Origin of the sequence: Streptomyces sp. LN549, from assembly GCF_043203805.1 — a bacterium.
Taxonomy (GTDB): domain Bacteria; phylum Actinomycetota; class Actinomycetes; order Streptomycetales; family Streptomycetaceae; genus Streptomyces.
Window position 1 is genome coordinate 82,503 of sequence record NZ_JAZHRI010000002.1, and the last position, 21,728, is coordinate 104,230.

Annotated in this window: 20 protein-coding genes and 4 pseudogenes; 7 read left to right on the plus strand and 17 right to left on the minus strand. The window is 68.3% G+C overall.

Features of this window, described 5'->3' with window-relative positions; genetic code table 11:
- Positions 1 to 47: 47 nt before the first annotated feature.
- From SH922_RS00455 to SH922_RS00500, 10 genes and pseudogenes are all read right to left on the minus strand, one after another.
- Positions 48 to 1,064: a DUF5914 domain-containing protein gene (locus SH922_RS00455; protein ID WP_393053168.1), complete on the minus strand. Its 1,017-nt coding sequence runs from the start codon at positions 1,062 to 1,064 to the stop codon at positions 48 to 50.
- On the minus strand, positions 1,061 to 2,083 hold the full coding sequence (locus SH922_RS00460) for a phytoene/squalene synthase family protein (protein WP_393053171.1): 1,023 nt from the start codon (positions 2,081 to 2,083) through the stop codon (positions 1,061 to 1,063). Before SH922_RS00460 ends, SH922_RS00455 begins: the two co-directional genes overlap by 4 nt.
- The gene (locus SH922_RS00465) at positions 2,080 to 3,603 is read right to left on the minus strand and encodes a phytoene desaturase (RefSeq protein ID WP_393053174.1); all 1,524 of its coding nucleotides are present in this window, start codon (positions 3,601 to 3,603) and stop codon (positions 2,080 to 2,082) included. The genes SH922_RS00460 and SH922_RS00465 overlap by 4 nt, the downstream gene beginning before the upstream one ends.
- On the minus strand, positions 3,600 to 4,829 hold the full coding sequence (locus SH922_RS00470; protein WP_393053176.1) for a polyprenyl synthetase family protein: 1,230 nt from the start codon (positions 4,827 to 4,829) through the stop codon (positions 3,600 to 3,602). The genes SH922_RS00465 and SH922_RS00470 overlap by 4 nt, the downstream gene beginning before the upstream one ends.
- A 298-nt stretch (positions 4,830 to 5,127) precedes the next feature.
- Positions 5,128 to 5,328 (minus strand): annotated as a pseudogene (locus tag SH922_RS00475) (NADPH-dependent oxidoreductase); the annotation flags it as partial.
- A 100-nt stretch (positions 5,329 to 5,428) separates the two neighbouring features.
- Positions 5,429 to 6,613, minus strand: coding sequence for a zinc-dependent alcohol dehydrogenase (locus tag SH922_RS00480; protein ID WP_393053179.1), 1,185 nt, complete (start codon positions 6,611 to 6,613; stop codon positions 5,429 to 5,431).
- A gap of 113 nt (positions 6,614 to 6,726) precedes the next feature.
- Positions 6,727 to 8,343: a phytoene desaturase family protein gene (locus SH922_RS00485; RefSeq protein WP_393053182.1), complete on the minus strand. Its 1,617-nt coding sequence runs from the start codon at positions 8,341 to 8,343 to the stop codon at positions 6,727 to 6,729.
- Positions 8,344 to 8,401: 58 nt separating this feature from the next.
- A complete protein-coding gene (locus tag SH922_RS00490) occupies positions 8,402 to 8,857 on the minus strand; it encodes an SRPBCC family protein (RefSeq protein ID WP_393053185.1) in 456 nt (151 codons plus the stop codon).
- A gap of 382 nt (positions 8,858 to 9,239) precedes the next feature.
- On the minus strand, positions 9,240 to 10,106 hold the full coding sequence (locus SH922_RS00495) for an SDR family oxidoreductase (RefSeq protein WP_393053188.1): 867 nt from the start codon (positions 10,104 to 10,106) through the stop codon (positions 9,240 to 9,242).
- Positions 10,107 to 10,681: 575 nt separating this feature from the next.
- Positions 10,682 to 11,260 carry a suppressor of fused domain protein gene (locus SH922_RS00500; protein ID WP_393053191.1) on the minus strand — a complete coding sequence of 193 codons (579 nt, stop codon included), beginning with the start codon at positions 11,258 to 11,260 and terminating at the stop codon, positions 10,682 to 10,684.
- 230 nt (positions 11,261 to 11,490) lie between these two features.
- Between SH922_RS00500 and SH922_RS00505 the strand changes: the two are divergent.
- Together SH922_RS00505 and SH922_RS00510 are read left to right on the plus strand one after the other, a co-directional pair.
- A pseudogene (locus SH922_RS00505) lies at positions 11,491 to 11,670 on the plus strand (RacO protein); the annotation flags it as partial.
- A complete protein-coding gene (locus tag SH922_RS00510) occupies positions 11,625 to 11,942 on the plus strand; it encodes a DUF6192 family protein (protein WP_393063423.1) in 318 nt (105 codons plus the stop codon). The pseudogene SH922_RS00505 and the gene SH922_RS00510, both read left to right, overlap by 46 nt.
- A gap of 66 nt (positions 11,943 to 12,008) precedes the next feature.
- On the opposite strand, the gene SH922_RS00515 is transcribed toward SH922_RS00510, so the two are convergent.
- A complete protein-coding gene (locus SH922_RS00515) occupies positions 12,009 to 12,479 on the minus strand; it encodes a hemerythrin domain-containing protein (RefSeq protein WP_393053193.1) in 471 nt (156 codons plus the stop codon).
- 453 nt (positions 12,480 to 12,932) lie between these two features.
- Positions 12,933 to 13,058 (minus strand): annotated as a pseudogene (locus SH922_RS00520) (RNA-binding protein); the annotation flags it as partial.
- A gap of 128 nt (positions 13,059 to 13,186) precedes the next feature.
- Between SH922_RS00520 and SH922_RS00525 the strand changes: the two are divergent.
- A complete protein-coding gene (locus tag SH922_RS00525; RefSeq protein ID WP_393053196.1) occupies positions 13,187 to 13,741 on the plus strand; it encodes a hypothetical protein in 555 nt (184 codons plus the stop codon).
- A 324-nt stretch (positions 13,742 to 14,065) separates the two neighbouring features.
- Here the strand turns inward: SH922_RS00525 and SH922_RS00530 are convergent, their stop codons facing one another.
- The 3 genes and pseudogenes from SH922_RS00530 to SH922_RS00540 all read right to left on the minus strand — a co-directional run.
- On the minus strand, positions 14,066 to 14,908 hold the full coding sequence (locus SH922_RS00530) for an endonuclease/exonuclease/phosphatase family protein (protein WP_393053199.1): 843 nt from the start codon (positions 14,906 to 14,908) through the stop codon (positions 14,066 to 14,068).
- A gap of 108 nt (positions 14,909 to 15,016) precedes the next feature.
- Positions 15,017 to 15,157 carry a hypothetical protein gene (locus tag SH922_RS00535; protein WP_393053202.1) on the minus strand — a complete coding sequence of 47 codons (141 nt, stop codon included), beginning with the start codon at positions 15,155 to 15,157 and terminating at the stop codon, positions 15,017 to 15,019.
- Between the two features lie 150 nt (positions 15,158 to 15,307).
- Positions 15,308 to 15,435 (minus strand): annotated as a pseudogene (locus SH922_RS00540) (IS5/IS1182 family transposase); the annotation flags it as partial.
- Positions 15,436 to 15,557: 122 nt separating this feature from the next.
- Here SH922_RS00540 and SH922_RS00545 point away from each other — a divergent pair.
- From SH922_RS00545 to SH922_RS00560, 4 genes are all read left to right on the plus strand, one after another.
- The gene (locus tag SH922_RS00545; RefSeq protein WP_393053204.1) at positions 15,558 to 15,770 is read left to right on the plus strand and encodes a hypothetical protein; all 213 of its coding nucleotides are present in this window, start codon (positions 15,558 to 15,560) and stop codon (positions 15,768 to 15,770) included.
- Between the two features lie 891 nt (positions 15,771 to 16,661).
- A complete protein-coding gene (locus SH922_RS00550; RefSeq protein WP_393053207.1) occupies positions 16,662 to 18,074 on the plus strand; it encodes a family 2B encapsulin nanocompartment shell protein in 1,413 nt (470 codons plus the stop codon).
- A gap of 106 nt (positions 18,075 to 18,180) precedes the next feature.
- The gene (locus SH922_RS00555; RefSeq protein WP_393053210.1) at positions 18,181 to 19,491 is read left to right on the plus strand and encodes a family 2 encapsulin nanocompartment cargo protein terpene cyclase; all 1,311 of its coding nucleotides are present in this window, start codon (positions 18,181 to 18,183) and stop codon (positions 19,489 to 19,491) included.
- Between the two features lie 16 nt (positions 19,492 to 19,507).
- Positions 19,508 to 20,383 (plus strand): geranyl diphosphate 2-C-methyltransferase, encoded by an 876-nt coding sequence (locus SH922_RS00560; RefSeq protein WP_393063424.1) that lies wholly within the window; start codon positions 19,508 to 19,510, stop codon positions 20,381 to 20,383.
- 184 nt (positions 20,384 to 20,567) lie between these two features.
- On the opposite strand, the gene SH922_RS00565 is transcribed toward SH922_RS00560, so the two are convergent.
- Both SH922_RS00565 and SH922_RS00570 read right to left on the minus strand, forming a co-directional pair.
- The gene (locus tag SH922_RS00565) at positions 20,568 to 20,696 is read right to left on the minus strand and encodes a hypothetical protein (protein WP_393063829.1); all 129 of its coding nucleotides are present in this window, start codon (positions 20,694 to 20,696) and stop codon (positions 20,568 to 20,570) included.
- A gap of 61 nt (positions 20,697 to 20,757) precedes the next feature.
- A complete protein-coding gene (locus SH922_RS00570; protein ID WP_393053213.1) occupies positions 20,758 to 21,654 on the minus strand; it encodes an aminoglycoside phosphotransferase family protein in 897 nt (298 codons plus the stop codon).
- Positions 21,655 to 21,728 lie beyond the last annotated feature (74 nt).

Below are 21,728 nucleotides of genomic sequence, written 5' to 3' on the forward strand. Positions count from 1 at the left end.
GTGAGCCGGTGCGCCCAGCAGGACCCGGGCCGGACGGTCGGCGCGGTTCAGCCAGGCAAGCGCCCGCTGCTGCGCAGTTCCCATCGCCGCTCCGCGTACGCGAGATCGTCCCGCCACAGCCGACCGGCGGAGGCCCGCATGAGCGGGCGCAGCAGCGGGGCGGCGGCGCGGGCAACGGCGAACCCGCGGCGGTCGGAGGTGGCCAGGAGCGCCTCCGTCACCGCGGTCCGGGGCATGCCGGTGCGGTCGGGTCCCAGGGGTGTGGCATGGGACTCGACCACGGAACCCCGGCCCTCGCCGTGCGTGATGTGCATGACGACGGTACGGGGTTCCGGCGCGGTGAAGCGCGCACGCACCGGAACCACGACGCGGCCCACGATCTTGAAGGCGACATCGACGGCGAAACTGTCCTGCTCACCGTCCTTCGCACCGGAGGGCGTGCCGGTCACCGTCAGATCGACGAATGAGTACGGGTGAAACCACGCGCCGTGCCACGGGTCGAGCCGGTTGGCCACCACGTCCTCCGGCTCGCAGACGCCGACGCCCTCGTACACGGATTCGACGGAGTCCCGCACCCGCGGGCGGGGCGGAACGACCGGCCGCTCCAGCGGCGCCTCGCCGCCGACGTGGTCGAGACGCACCCAGGCGAGGACCCCGTCGTCGAAGGCCGGATAGGGCTCCCACCCGGCGAACGGCTCACCGTTCAGCGCGAGTCCGTGCCAGTGACAGACCAGCGTGCCACACCGGACAGGGCTGTCGCGCAGCGGCGCTCCGAGGTGCGGGCACATGCCTGGACCCGCGCGCAGCCGGCCCAGCGCATCGCGCCAGGCCACCACTTCGCTGCCGCCGACGGTACGTCCGACCGACCGCTCGGCCGTGACGGCGCGGGACGCCCCCAGGACGTACCAGTTGCCGGAAGGCCGTCCCAGCGCGCGTTTCAGCGCGTCGGCGATGAGGCCGGGCTTGGCATCGCGCCAGGTCGGTGGTTGCCGGTCCCACGGGACGGGGGCGCGGCGCAGCCGCAAGGGCATCCGGCCGCGTCCTTTTCGGTCGTCGCGTGTCATGCCACCTCCTCGCGCACCGGTCGGGCCAGGTCTCCGGGTGCCGGTGCAGCGGTCGTGGCGGGCCGCGTCGGCCGGGCGCGGCCGCCATCCGCTGCGGCCCTGGCGGCCAGGGCACGAACCAGTCCGTCGAGGGCCACGGCGGCCCGGCGCCCGTGAGGGACCACTGCCCGCCGGTGCAGGACGGCGTAGCCGTCGTCCTCGATCGCGTCGAGGATGCCGCTGTAGAGGACGAACGCGGTCCGGATACAGGGGCGTGAGACGGGCGCGAGCAGGGCGAGGCCAGGGAGTGCGGTGCGGTAGACGCAGCGGTTGTGAGCCGCGGCAGCCTGCATCGCACGGGTGATGCGGGCGTCGCGCCGACCGGTGGCCCTGCTCCATTCGAGGTAGTCGCGGTCCACTCCGTGCGCGGCCAGCAGATCGGCCGGCAGATAGAGCCGGCCGCGGTCGAGGTCCTCCCCCACATCCCGGAGGAAGTTGGAGAGCTGGAAGGCGACGCCCAGTGCGGCCGCGTACGGTGCCGCCTCGTCCAGCGGACCGACGGTTCCCAGCACAGGCAGCATCTGCAGGCCGATCACGGCGGCTGACCCGTGCATGTAGCGGCCGAGTTCCTCGTAGGAGGCGTATCCGGTCACGGTCAGGTCGCTGCGCATGGAGGTCATGAAGGCGGCGAAGTGACGGTGGTCGATGCCGTAGACCGCGGCTGTGTGGATGAGCGAGCGGATGACCGGTTGCGTGGAGGCGCCGGTGCGCAGGCCGTTGTCGAGGCGTTCCTGGAGACCGCGCAGCGCGTGGGCGCGTTCGTCGGGGGTGGCACCGCTGTCGAGGTCGTCCACGATGTCGTCGGCCCACCGGGCGAAGCCGTACAGAGCGTGCACGGCCGGGCGGCGCTCGACCGGGAGCAGCCGGGTCGCGAGGAAGTACGTCTTGCCGTGCCGCGCGTTGAGTCGGCGGCACGCCGTGTACGCGGCTCGCAGGGCAGGCTCGTGGATGCCGGCCGCGTCAAGTTCACGGGTGGTCATGCGGGGCCGCCTCTCGGCACGGGACGTGGACGGGGACGTGCGGACCGCGGACCGGTGATTCTCTCCGCGGCCAGCCTTCCGGAGATGAGGACGGTCGGCACGCCGACGCCGGGGGTGGTGCCGCAGCCGGCGAGCACGGCGTTCTCCGTGCCGCGTACGAGGTTGCGCGGGCGAAAGGGACCGGTCTGGGGAAAGGTGTGCGCGGCGGAGAAGGGCGTGCCAGCCGCGTGTCCCTGAGCGGCCCAGTCGACCGGTGTGACCAGACACTCCTCCTCGATCGCGGAACCAAGCCCGGCCATGCCGCGCTCGTCGAGGGTGGTGAGCAAGGTGTCGCGATAGCGCGGTGCCAGCTGCTGCCATTCGCGGGTGCCGGGTCCGACGTCGGTGTTCGGGCACGGCGCCAGGATGTAGTGGAGGTGTTTGCCGGGCGGTGCGAGATCCGGATCCGTGTCGGTGGGGCGGGTGATGAGCAGCGACGGATCCGACATCAGGGATCCGTGGGTGAGTTCGCGGAAGGTCTCCTTCCAGGCCGCGCCGAACGCGATGGTGTGGTGGGCGAGGCCGGGCCAGGTGCGGTCGGTTCCCGCGTGCAGGATCACCGCGGACGGCGAGTGGCGCAGAGCAAGCGGTCGCCGGGGGCTGCGGCCGAGCAGTCGGTAGCTGACCGGCAGGTCCGGGGTCAGGACGACTGCATCGCATGGGATGCGCTGCTGGTCTGTGACGACGGCAGTGATCCGTTCTCCGCGACGCTCCAAACCGGTGACAGTGTGTCCGTAGCGGAATTCGGCACCCGCCTCGATGGCCGAACCGGCCATCGCCTTCGGCAGGGCGTGCATGCCTCCCCGCGGGAAATAGACCCCTGCGATGGTGTCCATGTAGGCGATGACGGCGTAGGCGGCGAGCGCGCGGGCCGGGGGTACACCCGCGTACAGGGCCTGGAAGGTGAAGACGCGGCGCAGCCGCTCGTCCTTGATGAAGTGTCCGACGCGTGCGTCGAGCCGTCCGAAGCCTCCGAGGGCGGCGAGCCGGGCCAGGTCGGGGTGGAGGAGTTGGAGCGGAGAGTCGAAGTTCGTATCGATGAACCGGCGCATCTGCACCGCGTAGAGGCGCGCCAGCCAGGCCCGCAGTCTGCGGTAGCCGACCGCTTCCCTGGCACCCGCGAACTGCTCGACCGCGGCTTCCATCGCCACCGCGTCCGTGTGGACGTCCAGTTGAGTTCCGTCGGCGAACCGCGCCCGGTAGGCGGGGTGCAGAGGGATCAGTTCCAGCCGGCCGGTCAGACTGTGGCCGACTGCTGCGAAGGCCTCCTCGACCAGATCCGGCATGGTCAGCACGGTCGGCCCGGTGTCCATGCGGTAGCCGCCTCGCTCCAGCAGCCCGGCTCTTCCGCCGGGCGAGGAGTCTCGCTCCACCACGGTGACTCGGCGTCCGGCACCGAGCAGATGAAGCGTGGCGGACAGGCCCGCCAGCCCGGCGCCGACGACCACCACGTGGTCGGTGGGGCCCTTCACGGTCATCACCGGACGGTGCCTCCTTCAGGAGGGCCGGTCAGCGAGGGCGGTGCGGATGGGAGTACCTGTTCCGGCGGGTGCGGAGCGGACGCGGGCCCGACCGCAATCGGCCCGGCGGTATCCGCAACGGGGGCTGCCGTTCCGGACGACGGCGGGGTCGCGCGCGCGCCGCCGACGCTCTGCAGCAGTCCGAGGAGCCGGTGCCCGGCACCGGGCTCGACGGCAGCCCGGGCCAGGTGTCGGGCGGCGTGCTGCATGAGCCGGTCAGCCCTGTTCTCCACCTCGGCGCGCGCCCCGGTGTCCACGAGTACATCGCGGACTTCGGCCAGGGCTTTGTCGCTGAGTTCGGCCCGGCCCACGGCGGCGTCGAGTACGGCCCGGACGCCTTCACGCGCTCCCGCGCGCGATCGCGCCACGGCCATCAGGTAGGTCGGTTTGCCCTCTTGGACGTCACCACCCGACGGTTTGCCGGTCACTGCAGGGTCGCCGAAAACCCCAAGCAGGTCGTCGCGGAGTTGGAAAGCGAGGCCGGCGCAGCGGCCGGCCGACGTCAGCGCACGGGTGGTGCTCTCCGCGGCGCCCGCCAGAGTGGCTCCCAGCGTCAGCGGACGCGCCACCGAGTACAGAGCACTTTTCAGGTAAGCCGTTCGCAGGGCACGGGCCGCGGAACGTGATCCGGTGATCTGACCGCGCAGGTCGAGGTACTGTCCGGCCACCATCTCGGTTCTCATCGCTCGCCAGATGCTTCGCACCCGCTGCAAGACGGCCGGAGCCATAGCCGTCTCCGCGACGGTGTCGTCGGCCCAGGCAAGGGCGAGATCTCCTGCCAGCACCGCAGCGGACTTCCCGAACGAGTCGCTCAGCACCGAGTCGCAGGGCAGGCCATGGCTTCTGGCGAATTCGACGTGCACGGCGGGGCGACCTCGGCGCAATGGTGAGCCGTCCATCACGTCGTCATGGACCAACGCACAAGTCTGGATGAGTTCGACGGCCACCCCGAGGCGCAGAGCCGCATCGATGTCCGCCGCTTGGGAACCCGCACCGCATGCGCGCATGCCCCACCACAGGAACTGGGGACGCATGCGTTTACCCCCGCCGAGAGTGAAGTCGGCAACACGTTCGGCGACTTCTCGGGAGAAGTCGGAGTCGATCGAGGCAGCCTGATCGATCCTTTCCCGCAGAACAGCCTGTGCCTTGCCCAGAAAGGCTCCGGACACATCCTCGTCCACCGACATCGGGCCTTCCGGATCCGGCTGGCCGGGGGAGAGTGGCTGGTCATCGGCCCGGCTGCGGAGCATCACAACTTCCTCCAGTCGCGGTGTTCAGCGCATGTCGCCCCCTTTCCGAGCCTGCGTCCCGATTGGATGCGCTGCACGACTGCCTTCCAGCGGGGCGAACGGCTGGTCGTCCGAGAGGAACACGACAGGCTGCAGGTTCGCGCGCAACCACGGCGCGAACACGCGACCTCGGTGCACGAAGTGACCCGGCCGGGTGACAGCGCGCGTTCAGCGGGCCCGGGGGCGGGTGATGCCGTCAGCTCGGAGGGAAGGGCGAGTGCTGAAGCAGGTTCGCCAGGTGCGTGGCGTTGGCCGCCAGTGTCTTCGTCGTCGAGGCCACGCTCTCCGGCGTCACTTCCAGGTCCTGGTAGTCGGTGCCCGGCTGGGCCTCGACGATCCAGTAGGTGACTGCGCCCGGCGAGAGAGTGAACCCGAGATCGTTGAGGCCCTGGAACAGTCGGGTGACGGCGTAAGGGTGCAGACGAGCGCCACGGCGCTGACCATGTGAAACCTCTTACGTGCAGGCGCGTGAACGGACGCCTGCGGGGCGGGGTGAATCAGGGGGTGAGCAGGGTTTTGATCATGCCGTCCTGCTTGGCCTGGAAGGTCTTGTACGCCTGTGGGCCTTCTTCGAGGGGCAGCCGGTGCGTGGCGAAGTCGTCCACGCCGAGCGTGTCGGCATCATTCAGGAGCGGGAGGATGTCGTCGACCCACCGCTTGACGTTGGCCTGGCCCATGCGCAGTTGGATCTGCTTGTCGAAGAGCGTGAGCATCGGCACCGGGTCGATCGCGCCGCCGTAGACGCCGATGACGGAGACCGTGCCACCGCGGCGCACCGCGTCGACTGCCAGATTGAACGCCACCATGCTGTCCACCCCGGCGCGCCCCATCAGCTTCTCGCCGAGGGCATCGGGCAGCAGGGTGGCGAACTGCTGAACGGCCTTGGTGACCGGTGCCCCATGGGCTTCCATCCCGACTGCCTCGATCACTGCGTCGGTGCCGCGCCCTTGGGTGAGCCGCCGGACTTCGTCGCCGACGTCCTTGCCGTACTCGTTCAGGTCCAGGGTGTGCACCCCGTTGGCCCGGGCCCTGGCGAGGCGTTCGGGGACCATGTCCACACCGATGACCAGCTCAGCGCCCTGGTGAAGGGCGATGCGGGTGGCCATGTCCCCGATCGGTCCCAGTCCCAGTACGGTGACGCTGCCCCCCTGGGGGATGTCCGCGTACTGCACGGCCTGCCAGGCGGTGGGCAGCACGTCGGAGAGGTAGACGAACCGGTCGTCAGGCGGCCCGTGCGGCACCTTCACCGGCAGGGTGTTCCCGAACGGCACGCGAAGGAATTCCGCTTGGCCGCCCGGCACCTGGCCGTAGAGCTTGGAGAAGCCGAAGAGCGACGCACCGGTGCCGCGCTCGGTGACCTGGGTCGTCTCGCACTGCGACTGCAGGCCCTGGTCGCACATCCAGCAGGTTCCGCACGAGATGTTGAACGGCACCACGACCCGGTCGCCGGTCGTCAGGGCGGTGACCTCAGGACCGGTCTCCTCCACGATGCCCATCGGCTCATGGCCGAGGATGTCGCCCGGGTCGAGGTAGGGGCCGAGTACCTCGTAGAGGTGCAGATCGGAGCCGCAGATACCGGACGAGGTGATCTTGACGATGATGTCGGTCGGGTCCTGGATCTTGGGGTCGGGGACCGTATCGATACGGACGTCACGCTTTCCGTGCCAGGTGAGAGCCCTCATGATGGTGCGTCCTTCCTACCGCGGTGCTGTTCGTTCCGATGTTGCGTGGTGTCCGTTCTCCGGCAATGCCGGGTGCAGAACCGAAGTGCACATGCTCCGGTGGCCGGGACTTGTCACGCAGTGTTTCTGTCTCGTCGGTTCAGGGCGCCGTGTGCGCGGCTGAGCAGTGCGGATGACATCCGCCCTCGCAGCGCGGCGCGGGCGGCGTTGGCACCGGGGGCGCCGTGCACGCCGCCGCCGGGGTGAGCGGCGGCAGAGGCGAGGAAAAGGCCCTTTACGGGCGTTTCCGGCCGGCCGGCGCCGGGCGTGGGGCGGAACACCAGTTGCTGGTGGATGGCCGTGGTGCCGTTGTTGATCGCCCCGCCGTGCAGGTTCGCATCCATAGTCTGGAGCGTGGGTGGTGCCAGCAGGCGGCGGGCCCTGATCCGGGAGCGGAATCCCGGCGCCCAGCGCTCCACCTCGTTCTCCATGCGATCTGCCATGGCCTCTTGTTCCCGCAGGTCCCAGACTCCGGTCAGGCCGTCCTCTCCCGCGTCGCCCCTGATCCGGTGCGGGACGTGGGTGTACGCCCATGCGGATTCGGTGCCGGCCGGGGAGCGTGTGCCGTCGGCCGTGGTCATCTGGCCGAACAGGAGGAAGGGGCGGTCGGGTACGTGGCCGGTCACGATCTGCGCGGCAAAGCGGGTGAGGCCGTCGACACCGTCGGCCAGATGGACCGTGCCCGCCGTCGAGGCCTCTTGGGCGGTCCAGGGCACGGGGCCGCTCAGCGCCCAGTCCACCTTGTACGTGGCGAAGTCCCATTGAAACCGCACGAGATCGTCCAACAACGTGCCCGGCAGATACCGCGCGTCGACCAGCCCGCCGTACAGCGCGGGCGCGGAAACATCGGCGAGGACAGCACGGGATGCCGGGACGGACTCGCCCCCCACCGTGCGTGCGGCGACGGCTCGGCCGGCCCGCACCACGACTTCGCTCACGCGCTCATTGCAGCGGACCACGCCGCCTCGGCGCTCGAGCCGCGTCACCAAAGCCGACGTAAGCGAACCGGCTCCGCCGACCGGGACGGGAAAGCCGTAGGCCTGGCCGAGCATGGACATCAGCCAGCCGAAGCCGCCGCTGCCGGCCGACTCGGGGGCCAGGTCCGCGTGCAGCGCGTTGCCCGCAATCAGCAGCCTGCCTGCCTCTCCGCGAAACTGCTCCTCTCCCAGGCGCCGAGCCGGCAACAGAAGGGAGCGGGCCAAGCGCAGGCCGCCGGCGGTCCGGAGCCTTGCGGCGAGGCGGACTGCCGGGCGGATGGGCGGGAACGGAGTGAAGAGCGCGTTGACGATATCGGGACCCATACGGTTCCACGTCTCGCACAGGGCGAGCCAGACTGCCCCATCACCCGCGGCGAACATGTCCAGGCCAGCGGCCGTTTCCTCACCCCCGCGTTCGAGAAGCCCGCACCGCCCGTCGGCCAGCGGATGGGCCAGGACGCGAGGGGCGTGACTCCAGATCAGTCCCTCCTGCTGCAACTCCAGGTCCGCCAGCACCGGGGAAGCGGCCGCCAGAGGGTAGAACGCACTGAAGATGTCGCTGATGTACTCGGGGTGGACGCCACGGTCGCTGCGGACGGCGCCGCCCGGCTCCGGCTGCTCCTCCAGGACCTCGACGCTCCAGCCCGCGTCGGCGAGGAGATTTGCTGCGACGAGACCGTTGGGGCCTGCTCCTATGACAACCGCGTCCGGCATCGCTGCCTCCTCTTGCCTGCGGCGGCGCACGGGGGACAGGTGCCCGCAGGGATGGGGGTCAGATCTCCGCGGATGCGCGTCGCGGGGAGTGCTCGACGACTTCGGCCAGCCGGGCGAGCATGGAGCGGTGGCGCAGCTGGATCAGGGCGTCGACAGCCGTGTTGTGCAGCTTCCCGCCCGGTCCTCGCAGGGGGTGTTCGTCGATGAGGACGAGGGCGGCCTCACCCCAGGGTCGTACCTCCACGGCGATTCGCGCGGTGCCGAGCCATCCGCTGTCGACCTCTAGTTCCAGCACGAAAGGTGCCTCGCAACGCCGGACGATCGTGCTCCCCGACCCTGTCCACGGTCCGAGCCGCACGGTGTAAGCGATGCTCGAGCCGACCTGGGGCCACGCACCGGAGTGGGGCCGTGTCTCGGATGTGCCGACCACCCAGTCGCCGTACCGCGTGCCGTCTGCGAGTACCGCCCAGACGTCCTGCGGAGGACGTTCGATCAGTCGGTGACGTACAGCCATGAATCCTCCTTCCGAAGCACGGATTCACTCACAGCAGTCCGCGTGCCCGCCCTCCGCGGAACCACCCCTCCTTCCCACTGTGGCAGGTCTACGACGGATTCGCCGCTCGTCGGCCGGTGAACCGGGCACACGGGGGCTGGCTGAGGCCCCGCGAAGCCAGTGCTCTCCTCAGACCGGCCAGGGAGTGAGGCACATTCGGTGAAGCGCAGGGAGAGCCGCTAAGGGCTGTCCCGCAATTCCTGGTGGATCAGCGCGCGGCGTCAGATGCGGTGCATCGCAAGGCGGAGAGGCGCCCGCATACTGGATGTATTCGGGTGTTTCGACAACGCGGCGAGGTGCCGTAGCTGTCGTCGTGCGCCCGCCAGGAATTGCGGGACAGCCCTTAGGCACCGGCGGCGCCACTTGCGCGCCCGCCGGCCCCCAGGAGCCCGGTGGAGGAGAACTCGGTGCCGAGCACGGTGCGACGGGACCAGAGGCCGACGACGGGGGGCAGCCCCGCCCGCACCGCTTGTACGCCACGTAGCCATGACGGTACGTACACGGTGGCCGATCGCTTTTCGACGCCGGCGGCGAGGCGAGCGGCCACGTCGGCGGCAGGATAGACCTTGCGTGCGGGCCGAGGCATGTGCGCCCGCAGTTCACGCAGGACGGCGTGCTGGTCGGCGTCGCGGATCAGGTCGGTATCGGTCCAGTTCAGATATGCGATCCCTACGGCGACCCCGCGAGGGGCCACTTCAGCGCGCAACGCGTGGGCAAAGGACTCCACACCGGCCTTGGAGGCGCAATAGGCGCTCATCATCGGAGCGGCGCCGATGGACGCGAGCGAGGCGATCTGCAGGTAGTAACCGTGGGTAGTCAGCAGGTCAGGGAGGAAGGCTCGTGCGGTGACAGCACTTCCGATGAGGTTGACTTCGACGACTCGTCGCCAGGTGGCAGGGTCGGAACCGACGAAAGGACCGCCCTCCGCAATGCCGGCATTGGCGACGACGATCGACGGCGACCCGAGCTGTTGGCGGATCTCAGCGGCAGCGAGCGCCATGGCGCCCTCATCGGCGACGTCGACTTCCCAGCAGCGCCCCTCGATGGGCAGGGACTGAGACACTTCGCGAAGGGCTTCCCCTTCCAGACCCAGCAGAGCAACTCGTACCCCCTTGCGAGCCAGCTGTTCCGCCACATGTGCCCCGATACCCCGCGCCGCACCGGTCACTACGGCCACGCGGCCTCGAAGGGTCTGCTGACGGTCGGACATGGGCTTCTCCTTCGCCGGATGGCAGGCCCCGCAGGTCGGTGACCCGGGCCATGCTGCGTTGCTCTGCGATGGATTCTGGCAAGGACAGCCGTGCGACAGGATGGCGCCGAGCGGTGACTCCGATAGCAAATCCACGCGGCGGTGAGGCCTTCGAGGCTGGTGCGACGCCCTGCTCATCATGCTCAACCGGAAGGGCGCTGTCGGCAACATCAATCACGGAGCAGGGTGTAGCACGCAGACGTACCGGCTCACGAAGTCCGAGAAGGCGTTCCCGCGGTTCGACACGAGCGAGGTCGAGGGAAAACCATTGCTTCGTTGATGACCAGTGGCTCTGGCTCGCTCCCCCGTGAGTCGCGCGCTCGGTGATGGCTGATCTTGGTGTGTGTCTGGCCTAGGTCTCCGCGTGCTGGGAACCAACAGCCGACGAGACGTTCGGTTGGCCCGGCCGCTTCTGTCCTGTGACTCCCTCAGGAATGGCCCTGCAGATCCATGCTGCTTCCCACCTGACGGTGGCTTTGTCCTTCGCTCAGGCCGTAGAGCCACTGCGTACTTCGACAAGTGATTCGGCCGTCGCCTCACACGACCGATGCCCGGAAAGGATCAGTGGGAATGATCTCCGCCTCGTCGAAGAGCTGCTCCAACGCCTCATGACCCTGCTGCCTGCGGAACCCGATTTCGGCGGCCGTCACAGGCAAGGTCCACAGGATGCGGGCATGCCCCCCGGGCAGCGGACAGTGTTCAAGGTCAGGTCCGTGGAGATAGGGCAGGCTGATCAGCAGGTGGTCGCAGGTCGAGCCCGGCACCCATGGTTCACCGATCGGCATGCTGTGCTCCAGGTCGAGCTGATGCCCACCGCAGTGGTAGTACGTGATCATGGCCATGAGGTCGATAAACCGGTGGTCGCGGACGTGGGCGGTCATGACGAACTCAAGCCCATGACCGTCCTTCTCCATGGCGGCCCAGCACCCGGCGGTCACATAGGCCCAGCTATCGCTGCGTGGACCGGGGCCGACAACGAGAACCCGCAAGTCTGGCACGACCTCGCGCCGTTCCGGCCCCAGGTCGTGGACGACGACCTCCACGGAATGCCCCTCGAAGAACGCCCGGACATGTGACTCAACGGCCTCCACGGCCAGCAGCTTCGCATCACTCACCGCGCGATCATGCCAGACCCCAATCGAGGGTCGACCCCCAGCGCGCCCTCCGCCGCGAGCCGCCGGCCGGGCCGAGTGCGGGGCCATGTGGGGGGGCGGGGTGGACCGGCGGTCGAACGCCGTTCACTGCTCGCGGCGGTGTGTCATGCGGAGATCGTGGCTGAACTGCGGAAAATGGTCGAGACACCGCCAGCCGCATCCAGTTCCCGATCGGTGACTACGCACTCGAAGTGGAGCCGGTCCGTGAATGCGGGGCCAGGAGCGAGCCGACGAGCTTGTCACGGTCAAGGACTCAATGTTCCGCCTGGCCGAGGACATCGGAGTGTCGTACTCGCATCAAGGACGCCAGGTGGACCGAATCGAGATGGCCGAAGGACCGCCGGGTGTCGGGGGTGTCCCTCACCGTCCACAAGATCCCTGCGGGGATCTCGGACGAGGAGGAGCGTCTCGCCAGATCCTCACCCCGCCCGAGGGCAAGAATCGGTGGACGCTGGACGAGGCGAACCGCCGGACCGGCCGGCAGGTCGTCAAGCCCGTCACCCCGTTGGAGAAGGTCGGCGCGAGTCACCACCTCGCGACCGACGAGAATGTCGCGGCCCCCGTCACCAGCGACCTGTTGCGGCGGCCGACGGTGGTGGCCCAGGTCAAGCAGGAGGACAAGGTCCGCGTCGTTGAGGACTGACCCGCGACGACCATGTCGCTGCGAAGGTGACCACGGGCCTGCCGCGCAGGCCGAACCGGTCCAGGGTCATATCGGGCCCAGCACCTCACTGGGTGCGGCTGCCAACTCAAGGGTTTCGAGCACAGTAAGCAGCTGCCGCTCCTCGTAGCGGAAGTGGTTCTCCATGAGCGCGGCGATGCCTTCGAGGTGATGGTCAAGCTCCTCAGGCGGCGCGGCCCGGTCGACCGCGGCACGAAGACCGCCGAGCAGGTGGCCGATCATCGAGTGATCCTGCTCAAGCGACCGCAGCACCGGGCGCAGCTCGGGGTGCGCAGCCGCGATGGCCGGGAACAGGGTACGGTCCTCGCCCTGGTGGTGACCGTCGAGAGCCGTGCAGAAGCCGTGGCAATACAGCAGCAGTTCCCGTGTGGCCGCCTCACCGGGAGTGCCGTCGGCAAGGGAGGCGCGGGTCACGGACAACGCTTCCCGTAGTCGGCGGTGCACCTGGCGGAGTTCTTGACTCCAGGCGACGAGCCTGGTCGTCTCGCGCTCAGCCACGCGAGAGGGAAGGGTGCAACGAGTACATCGTCGTCCTCCTTCGATCCGGCGCCTCCATGCCTGACACGGTCTGCCACCGGCACGCGACGCTTCCCACACACTACCGCGCCTGTTTCCCCGTCGACACCGCTGCCGTCCCACACGCCCAGCACGACCCGCGCAACACCCTGATAAGCGCCGAAGTGAGCTGCGGGAGCCGCATTGTTCCTGCTCCGGTGCACCCAACTCGCTTGTCTGCCGCCCGCGGTGGAACTGGATGCAGGCCCGAACGCGCCATGGGTTACAGGACTGCGCGCTGACTACCAGCAGCTCGTCGAGACATACGGCGACGACATCGACGACACGTGTCCTGTCCCAGACGAGTGTGGGCAGGACGAGGCTGTGATCTGTGCTCTCTTCAGATGACCGGGGACACCACGATGATCGATGACCCGCTCAACCGCGGGCACGGTGATCCAAGTAGGCCGCTTCAACCGGCCCGTGGTCGCTCATCGTGTCCTCGGCGCCGTTGTAACGGCCGTGCTCGTCGCGGTCGGCGGGGTTGTATTTGGTTATCCGATGAGCGAAGTACGGCGGCACGCTGCTCCCTGGGCGGTGGGAAGGGGGTGCCAGCGTAGTTCGCTCAGGCCGGTTCGTTTGGATCAGCGTGCGGACCGGAGGACGATGCCCGCGATGTGGAGTCCGGCTCTGCAAGAAAGGAAGAAGCGATGACATTGCATTCCGATGTGGCCGAGTTGCTAGCGGGGGCCGGCATCCTCGACGTGGACGTCGACGATGCAGTCGCGGACGAGCATGTCCGATGGTCCGCGTACCGACGCGTCGTCTTGATGACCGCTTCCTCGCGGAGCCGCGACCGAGACCGCGCGATCGTGGCCACGATCCTGCGCGACCCCATCGAGATCGTGTCCAAGTCGGCGGTGGTCGCCCTCGTGGACAGGGTCGCGATGAAGGTGACCGGACCTGGCGAGTTCTGGCAGTGGTCGGCCGAACTACTGCCAGAGATCGACGAGCTCAAAACGGAGGGGTATCGCAAGTTTATCCGCCGCCGCATCCACGACTGGCTGTTCCATCTGTCCATCGAGGATGGTCACGTGCCGACACCGGTCGAGTTGGCGAAGGTCTCGGACTGGATGCAGCGCTTCCTCGCCGAGGAGGCGACGTCGCTGGCGGTACTCGCCCTGCTCGCCGAGTCAGGCCGCAGAAGGAAGACTCGAAACATCGCGAAGAACCGAGCCAGGAGCCGCAAGCTGAGAACGCAATGAGTCGGTAGTGGCAATTGGCAGGCGCGCCGACTACCTCACCCACAAGAACGGCGCCATGTCCGACGATCAGGAGGGAGAACACGTCACGGTGAAGGCGATACAGGCCCCGCCGGACCAGGTTGAACGGGCACGTTCCACAATAGAAGCTGAGCTCGAAGGCAGGCCTGTCGTCGACCATGAGCAGGCGGCGCCGCGGCCCGACACCGATCTCGTGCCGTTCCGTCTCGAAGCGCAACCGCGCCTCCGGGACAGAAAGGCCGAGGCTGCGCGGGTTGCCTGTAGGTGCTCGTCCTCTCCAGAACCCGCTGACAGCGCTGGACCTCGCTACGCCCGCCTCAGATCGGCCCGCACCAGATCGTGGTCGGAGTACGGAGTGAGATGCACGCGTTGCTCGAGCGGGGCGAAGCCGCGCAGGAAGATGTAGTCGAACTTGCTGCGCCAATCGGTGGTCGGATCGCACATACCGGCCGCCGAGGGACCGCACTCGGGGTCCGCGTCCGCGGCCAGGCCCCACATCCCGTTGAGTTCGGCGGCATCCGGCACCGCGTTGAAGTCACCGAGAACGATCGTGCGGTCATGCCGGGCGACCGCCTTCGCCAGTACGCCGGTCTGCTTCGCGCGGACTGATTCCTGACTCCGCTGGGCCAGGTGCGTGTTGAAGACCCGGACGGGCCGGCCGTCCACGAGGGTGGTGACGGCCATGTACCCCCGGTCCTCGGAACCGCCGTCGGGGTACTCCACGTTCACATGGTCGGTCATGGGAGCGGCCGAGAGGATTGCCTGGCCAAAGCCCCCCGGACTCCACGGCACTCCCCCGCAGCGGCTCCAACTCTGCAGAACTGATCCGTACTCGACGTGGTAGACCAGCCCGTACAGATACTGCAGATGATCCCTGATCCTCTCGACATCACCCACGCACGCTTCCTGCAGGCCGATGACCTGAGGCGCGTACGTGGCGATCTCCGCCGCCCGGCCGACGTTCTGGCCGCTCCCCTTGCAGGGATTGCAGATGTTCCACGTCATGACGCGGTTCGGCACGACCTCCTTGGGGGCGTCAGCCGGCAACGGCTTGGCGACGCAGGCACCGTTCGACGCGCTGGGACCGACGAGCAGCACGCAGGCCACGATCAGCGCGCCCGCACGCCACCGCACGCCGGTTCCGGTCACCTTCGCCTCCTCGAAGTGGAATCACACGCCATCATGTGAGGTCTCCCCGCACGAGGTTATGTGACGAGTTGCATGGGGCACATGAGGTACCTGGATCTCGTGGCGGCATCACTTCGAGCGGTGCCGGGCGCCGGCACCGTAGCGTGCGCCGATTGCCGCCGACGAGCAGCCTGCGAACGACACGTCGCGGCACAGCGGAACCTCTTCAACCGCATGGGCATGCTGTTTCACTGCCTCCAGAACGGTCACACCTCTGACGAAGCAATCGCCTTCCCGCAGCCCCCAGTCGGACATATCGCAGCGGCAGCTCGACGCCTACCGCGTGGGATGTCTTGTCGGCCAGCACCACATCCGGCGCCGCCGAGGAACGCGAAGGCGGGCCATAACGTGTGCGAAGGCGGGTGCGTCGCCGGCCTGTCCGACGGTGAGCACGAAGGCCAAGGGTCGGCAGCGGGCATCTGAGCCAGGGTGTGAATCTTTGTGGTCAGTCCGCCACGGGACCGGCCGAGGGCGTGGTCTGCAGGTTCGCCTGCTGGCGTCCCCTTGGGCACGTCGCCACCCGGGAGTCGACCGGCTGGCCTCTGTCAGAAACCCACCACGCCCTCATATGCTCCAGTCTCGGCTCATCCGCCCTGTTCCAGGAGGTGTCGTGCCACCAGCGGTCAAGTTCTGCTACACCTGCGACTCCGACGAACCGCACCGCCCCCTCACCGGGAACGAAAAGGCCTGGCTCAAGAACCGCACGGGCCGGAAGAACGTCGACGAATTCTTCATGTGCAAGGCGCCAAGCTGCCGCAACGTGCGCAGCGGGTTCAACAAACGCCCCTTCGATCCTGTTATCCGCGTGCCCCTGCCCGACTAACGCTCACAGCCGAGACAGGCAGGTTGCTGTTCTCCGCAGTCGCCGACCTCGGCTCCGTCGCGGCGAGACTCTTCGTCACCGCTTGCACGCCGCAGCCGAAGTCGACGACAAAGCACTCGGGCCTCACATCCTCCAGTGCATGGCCCGGCAGGCGTTCCACCTCAGCCACGACGAGGACGCTCTCGACCTCGACCAGTACGGTGCACGGCGCCACCGCTCCCCCACCACCTCGATGCTCTCAAGCCCGCTTCCACACCGGAGGCCACCGCACTCGCCGTGCCCCCGCGCGCAACACCTCCCCTTGTACCGGCGAGGGCGGTGGGCTGCGGGGGCGAACGCGGAGCGGAACCGGGGCTGTCCTGCAGTTCGCGCATCCGCGCAGCCCGATCATCGGGCGGCGCCGAAGCGATCACGACAGGACCCACCCAGGACGGTGTCCGCCGCGCAATCGCGGATCTCACACCTGGTCAGGTCGTCGGAATGATCGCTGTCGCGTTTCCGACGTAGTGCAGCGAGGCCGTTCGTGATAGCTGCGGAGGGTGACGGCCACGGATAGTCGCCCCGACCGGCCCCGACTGTCCCGCGACAGTCCGGCTGTGCGGCGCTTGCGCCATCCCTCGGCTCACCGGCCCCGCGCGGGAACCTCTCCAGTCGCTCACGAGGACGCACCGTGGAGCGCGGCTCAATCCCGTGGGTACCCGGCCAAACATCGCGCGGACGCGATCATCGTATCGAGTTAATGTCGCCGAATTTCCTTGGTCCCGGGCAGTGGACGGCCTCTAGGGTTCTCGTGGATCTGGACGGATTCCCGTCCTTACAACCCTTTTCCTCCTCTTGCCCGGCCGCGTCCGTATACGCACGTCGCCGCCCTGACCAAGGAGAGCTTGCCCGATGACTGTTGAACCGAGTTCGGACGTACGACTGGAACTGCCCCAGCAGTCCAGTCTGGGCACGGCTGCGGCCCGCAACCTCGCCACCACGACCAAGTCCGCCCCGCAGATGCAGGAGATCACCTCTCGCTGGCTGCTGCGGATGCTCCCCTGGGTGGAGACCAAGGGCGGCGCCTACAGGGTGAACCGCCGCCTCACGTACACCGTGGGCGACGGGATCGTGGAGTTCGTCCAGGACGGTGCCGGAGTCCGGGTGATCCCCCGTGAGCTCGGCGAACTCGCCCTGCTGCGCGGCTTCGACGACGTGGAGGTGCTGACAGCCCTTGCCGATCGGTGCGTCCAACGAGACTTCCGTACGGGAGAGACGCTGGTCGAGCGCGGGACGCCTGCGGACGAGCTCCACCTGATCGCTCACGGGCGCATCGGCCAGACCACCGTCGGCAGTTATGGCGACGAAGTCGTTCTGGACGTACTCGCCGACGGCGACCGGTTCGGGGAGAACGCGCTGCTGGACGAGGACGCCCGGTGGGAGCAGACAGCCACCGCCGAGACCTCGGGCACCCTGCTCACCCTGTCGCGCGCCGACTTCGCAGCCGTGCTGTCCACCGCTCCAGGTCTGCGGGACCACATCGAAGAGTTCGCATCGCATTCCCGCCACCGGCAGAACCATCGCGGCGAGGCGGAGATCGCGATGTCGGCCGGCCACGTCGGCGAGCACGAACTTCCCGGCGCGTTCGCCGACTACGAGCTCAATCCGCGCGAGTACGAGCTCTCGGTCGCCCAGACCATTTTGCGTATCCACACCAGGGTCGCCGACCTCTACAACGGGCCGATGAACCAGACCGAGGAGCAGCTCAGGCTCACCATCGAGGCGCTGCGCGAGCGCCAGGAGCACGAGCTGATCAACAACAGGGAGTTCGGCCTGCTCCACAACGCCGACTTCAAGCAGCGCATCCAGCCGCACTCCGGCCCGCCGACCCCGGACGACATGGACGAACTGCTGTGTCGCCGCCGAGGCTCCAAGTTCTTCCTCGCACACCCCCGGACCATCGCGGCGATCGGGCGTGAGTTCAACTCGCGCGGCCTGTACCCGGACCACGTCGATCTCGGCGGCCAGCAGGTGCCTGCGTGGCGCGGGGTCCCGATCCTCCCCTGCAACAAGATCCCCATCACCAAGGAGAAGACCAGCTCGATCCTCGTCATGCGTACCGGGGAGGAGAACCAGGGCGTCATCGGTCTGCATCAGACCGGACTCCCGGACGAGTACGAACCGGGTCTGTCCGTCCGCTTCATGGGCGTCGACGAGAAGGCGATCATGTCCTACCTCGTCAGCACCTACTACTCCGCCGCCATCCTCGTGCCGGACGCGGTCGGCGTGCTGGAGAACGTTCAGATCGCGCGCTGGCCCAAATAGCGGTTCCGGCCCGCCTAGACATGTGTGACGCCCTCGAAGCCGTTTGAGCCGGTCACATGTGCCCGGAGGGCTTCAGGACAGCCGCCCACCCACCGAGGAGCCATGGATGCCCGCACCTGAGCTGACACCTCCGCAATCGCACCTGTCGGAGGCCGCTTCCCACTTCGGGGCGCACGTACTGTCCGATGTCGCGAGCCGGGCCGGCGACATCAAAGCTGCCGTCAACGGCGCGCCCGGTGCGTCTCTTCCGCCCGCACCGCCTTCGGTCTCCACACCCGCGCCGGTTCCTCCCGACGCCCCGCCGCGCGGGGTACCTGCGACGGACACCGGCTTGGAACGGATCCTGCGCGGTCCCAGCGGCCTGGGAACGGCCGGCCTCCGTCTCTTCCGGCGGGAGGAGCCGCCGACGCCTTCGGAGCCATCCGTGGACACGGCGGAGGGCCGGCCGGTCCCGGGCCTGTACTACCACCCGATCCCGGAGCCCGACCCGGTGCGGGTCGAGGAAGTCAGCCGAAGGATCAAGGCATGGGCGTTGGACGAGGTCGCCCTGTATCCCGAGGAGTGGGAGGACCAGTTCGACGGCTTCTCCGTGGGGCGGTACATGGTCGGCTGTCATCCGGACGCGCCCACCGTCGACCATCTGATGCTCGCCACACGGCTGATGGTGGCGGAGAACGCGGTGGACGACTGCTACTGCGAGGACCATGGCGGCTCGCCCGTCGGCCTCGGTGAACGGTTGCTGCTGGCGCACACCGCCCTCGACCCCCTGTACACGACGGAGGAGTACCAGCCGCAGTGGTCGAAGTCGCTCCACGCGGACGCTCCTCGACGCGCCTACCGCTCGGCCATGGAGTACTTCGTCCGGGAGGCCGGCCCTTCCCAGGCCGACCGGCTACGGCACGACATGGCGCGGCTGCACATGGGGTACCTCGCCGAAGCGGCCTGGGCCCAGTTGGACCGTGTCCCGGAGGTGTGGGAGTACCTGGCGATGCGCCAGTTCAACAACTTCCGTCCCTGCCCCACCATCACCGACACCGTCGGCGGGTACGAACTGCCCGCGGACCTGCATGCCCTGGCGGGTATGCAGAAGGTCATCGCTCTCGCGGGAAACGCGACGACGATCGTGAACGACCTGTACTCGTACACCAAGGAACTCGACGCTCCCGGCCAGCACTTGAACCTTCCCGTCGTCATCGCCGAGCGTGAGGGTCTGTCCGACCGGGACGCCTATCTGAAGTCGGTCGAGGTCCACAACGACCTCATGCACGACTTCGAGACCGAAGCTGCGGCGCTTGCCATCGCGTGCCCCGTGCCCAGCGTGCAGCGCTTCCTCCGGGGCGTGGCCGCCTGGGTCGACGGCAACCACCACTGGCACCGGTCCAACACCTACCGCTACAGCCTGCCCGACTTCTGGTAAGAGAATGGACTCATCTGTGACCCACACCGAACTCACCGCCACCACCCTGCGCATTCCCGGTCCGACGACGCCCTACCAGGGGGACATCGCCCGCTACTGGGACGGGGAGGCCAGGCCCGTGAACCTGCGTCTCGGCGATGTCGACGGCCTCTACCACCACCACTACGGCATCGGTGAAGTCGACCACGAGGCGCTCGGCAACACCGCGGACAGCGCGAGCGAGAAGAGGCTGATCGCCGAGCTCCACCGACTGGAGTCGGCCCAGGCAGACGTCCTGCTGGGGCATCTCGGTGACATCGGGCGGGACGACACCCTGGTGGACGCCGGCTGCGGCCGCGGCGGTTCGATGGTGATGGCGCACCAGCGCTTCGGGTGCAAGGTCGAAGGTGTCACGCTGTCGGCCAAACAGGCCGAATTCGCCAACGGCCGCGCCCGGGAACTGCGCATCCAGGATCACGTCCGCGCCCGTGTCTGCAACATGCTCGCCACGCCCTTCGAGACCGGGTCGGCCGCCGCCTCGTGGAACAACGAGTCGAGCATGTACGTCGACCTGGACGACCTCTTCGCCGAACACTCTCGTGTTCTCTCGGTCGGCGGTCGCTACGTGACCATCACCGGCTGCTGGAATCCGCGGTACGGCCAGCCCTCGAAGTGGGTCTCGCAGATCAACGCGCACTTCGAGTGCAACATCCACTCACGCCGGGAGTACCTGCGGGCCATGGCCGACAACCGCCTCGTGCCCCAAGCCGTCATCGACCTCACTCCCGACACCCTGCCCTACTGGGAGCTGCGGGCCACGTCTTCGCTGGTGACGGGCATCGAGGACGCCTTCATCAACTCCTACAGGGACGGTTCCTTCCAGTACCTCCTCATCGCCGCCGACCGGGTCTGACCTGCTGTCGACCCGGCTCCTCTTCATGGGGCACGGCCACCGCCACCACCGCCGTGGCCGTGCTCCATTGCGCTGGGGGCCACTGCCCCACCCCTCCCTACTCGACCGTCGTGCAGCTCAGCCCGTGGCCGAACGCGTGGCGGGCGGTCACGGGCTGGTCGACATAGCCGCGGAAGCCGTGGTCCTACCCGTTGTAGTGCACCGGCAGCTGGCTGGCGCCGAGGAGAAGCTCCGCCGGCTCGATCGGGGCCACGGGCAGCGTACGGCCGTGGACCTTGGTATCCCCACCACGCGTCGTGATCGATGAACCCACGAAGACGTGGCTGCCGCATGGCCCTCGACCAAGATCGAGAACAGGTTCGAAGAAGCGTGCCTCAAACACCCTTGAGAACACGGTCAAGTGCCATCCGACCCGCAGGTCCCCAGTTCGGCTTGCCGCCGGGAAGACCCCGATCTCCGTTCTGCCCCATGAGCATCAGGAAGAGGCTCTTCATGGCGGCCAGCCCGCGGGCGCGCCGGATCGCCGCCTCGTCAGCATGCGCGTATGTGTCGAAGAACCGTGAGGCCGTGCCCGCGGGTAGCAGCACCCATGCGGCGGCGAGGTCCCACGCCGGATCACCGGCGAACATGTCGCCGAAGTCGACGATGCCCGAGAGCGTTCCGTCCGAGACGACGACGTTCGCAGGATGGAGGTCGCCGTGCACCCACACCGGCGGGCCCTCCCATGCGTGGGCCGCAACGGCGTCGTCCCAGACGGCCCGGACGTCGGCAGCGACGTCGTCGGGGGCAACGGCCTGGAAGAAGTTCTCGAAGCCGTCCGTGCAGTTCCTGGGATGGGCACCGCGGTCCGTAGCGTTCGGTGCCTCGGAGGGCGCCTCCACGTGGAGCGCCTGGAGGAAGCCCGCGAGCGTGTCGGCCGCGTGGTTGCCGCGGCTGATCGAGCCGTGGTCCAGCGGCTCGCCGGGAACCCACGTCATCACCGTCCAGTGCTTGGGAAAGCGCTCGGACGGTTCCCCGAACCGCACCGGGGTCGGCACCGGTAGCGGCAGACGCGGGGCCAGCACGGGGAGCCACCGCCGCTCCTTGAGCTGGGGCCCCGGGGTGGTGTCCATGCGCTGCATGCGTACGGCCAACTCGTCCCCGAGGCGCCACATTTGGTTGCCCCAGCCGCCCGCCACCTCGCGGATGGCCAGCCCGGCAAGGTCTGGATGTTGCTCCTGCAGCAGGTCGCGGACCAGGTCTGCGGTGATCTCGATCTCGGTATCGGTCATGCTGAGTCACAGTACTGAGGCGGCAGGCTGAACTGTTCTCGCTCTCCGGAACGCCTCGACAGCGGAACGAGAGC

What these genes read in the sequence shown, in the direction of transcription:
- SH922_RS00455 (WP_393053168.1), bottom strand. Translation starts at nt 1,064, where the DNA reads ATGACACGCGACGACCGAAAAGGACGCGGCCGGATGCCCTTGCGGCTG.
- SH922_RS00460 (WP_393053171.1), bottom strand. Translation starts at nt 2,083, where the DNA reads ATGACCACCCGTGAACTTGACGCGGCCGGCATCCACGAGCCTGCCCTG.
- SH922_RS00470 (WP_393053176.1), bottom strand. Translation starts at nt 4,829, where the DNA reads ATGTCGGTGGACGAGGATGTGTCCGGAGCCTTTCTGGGCAAGGCACAG.
- SH922_RS00480 (WP_393053179.1), bottom strand. Translation starts at nt 6,613, where the DNA reads ATGAGGGCTCTCACCTGGCACGGAAAGCGTGACGTCCGTATCGATACG.
- SH922_RS00485 (WP_393053182.1), bottom strand. Translation starts at nt 8,343, where the DNA reads ATGCCGGACGCGGTTGTCATAGGAGCAGGCCCCAACGGTCTCGTCGCA.
- SH922_RS00490 (WP_393053185.1), bottom strand. Translation starts at nt 8,857, where the DNA reads ATGGCTGTACGTCACCGACTGATCGAACGTCCTCCGCAGGACGTCTGG.
- SH922_RS00495 (WP_393053188.1), bottom strand. Translation starts at nt 10,106, where the DNA reads ATGTCCGACCGTCAGCAGACCCTTCGAGGCCGCGTGGCCGTAGTGACC.
- SH922_RS00510 (WP_393063423.1), top strand. Translation starts at nt 11,625, where the DNA reads ATGGCCGAAGGACCGCCGGGTGTCGGGGGTGTCCCTCACCGTCCACAA.
- SH922_RS00525 (WP_393053196.1), top strand. Translation starts at nt 13,187, where the DNA reads ATGACATTGCATTCCGATGTGGCCGAGTTGCTAGCGGGGGCCGGCATC.
- SH922_RS00550 (WP_393053207.1), top strand. Translation starts at nt 16,662, where the DNA reads ATGACTGTTGAACCGAGTTCGGACGTACGACTGGAACTGCCCCAGCAG.
- SH922_RS00555 (WP_393053210.1), top strand. Translation starts at nt 18,181, where the DNA reads ATGCCCGCACCTGAGCTGACACCTCCGCAATCGCACCTGTCGGAGGCC.
- SH922_RS00570 (WP_393053213.1), bottom strand. Translation starts at nt 21,654, where the DNA reads ATGACCGATACCGAGATCGAGATCACCGCAGACCTGGTCCGCGACCTG.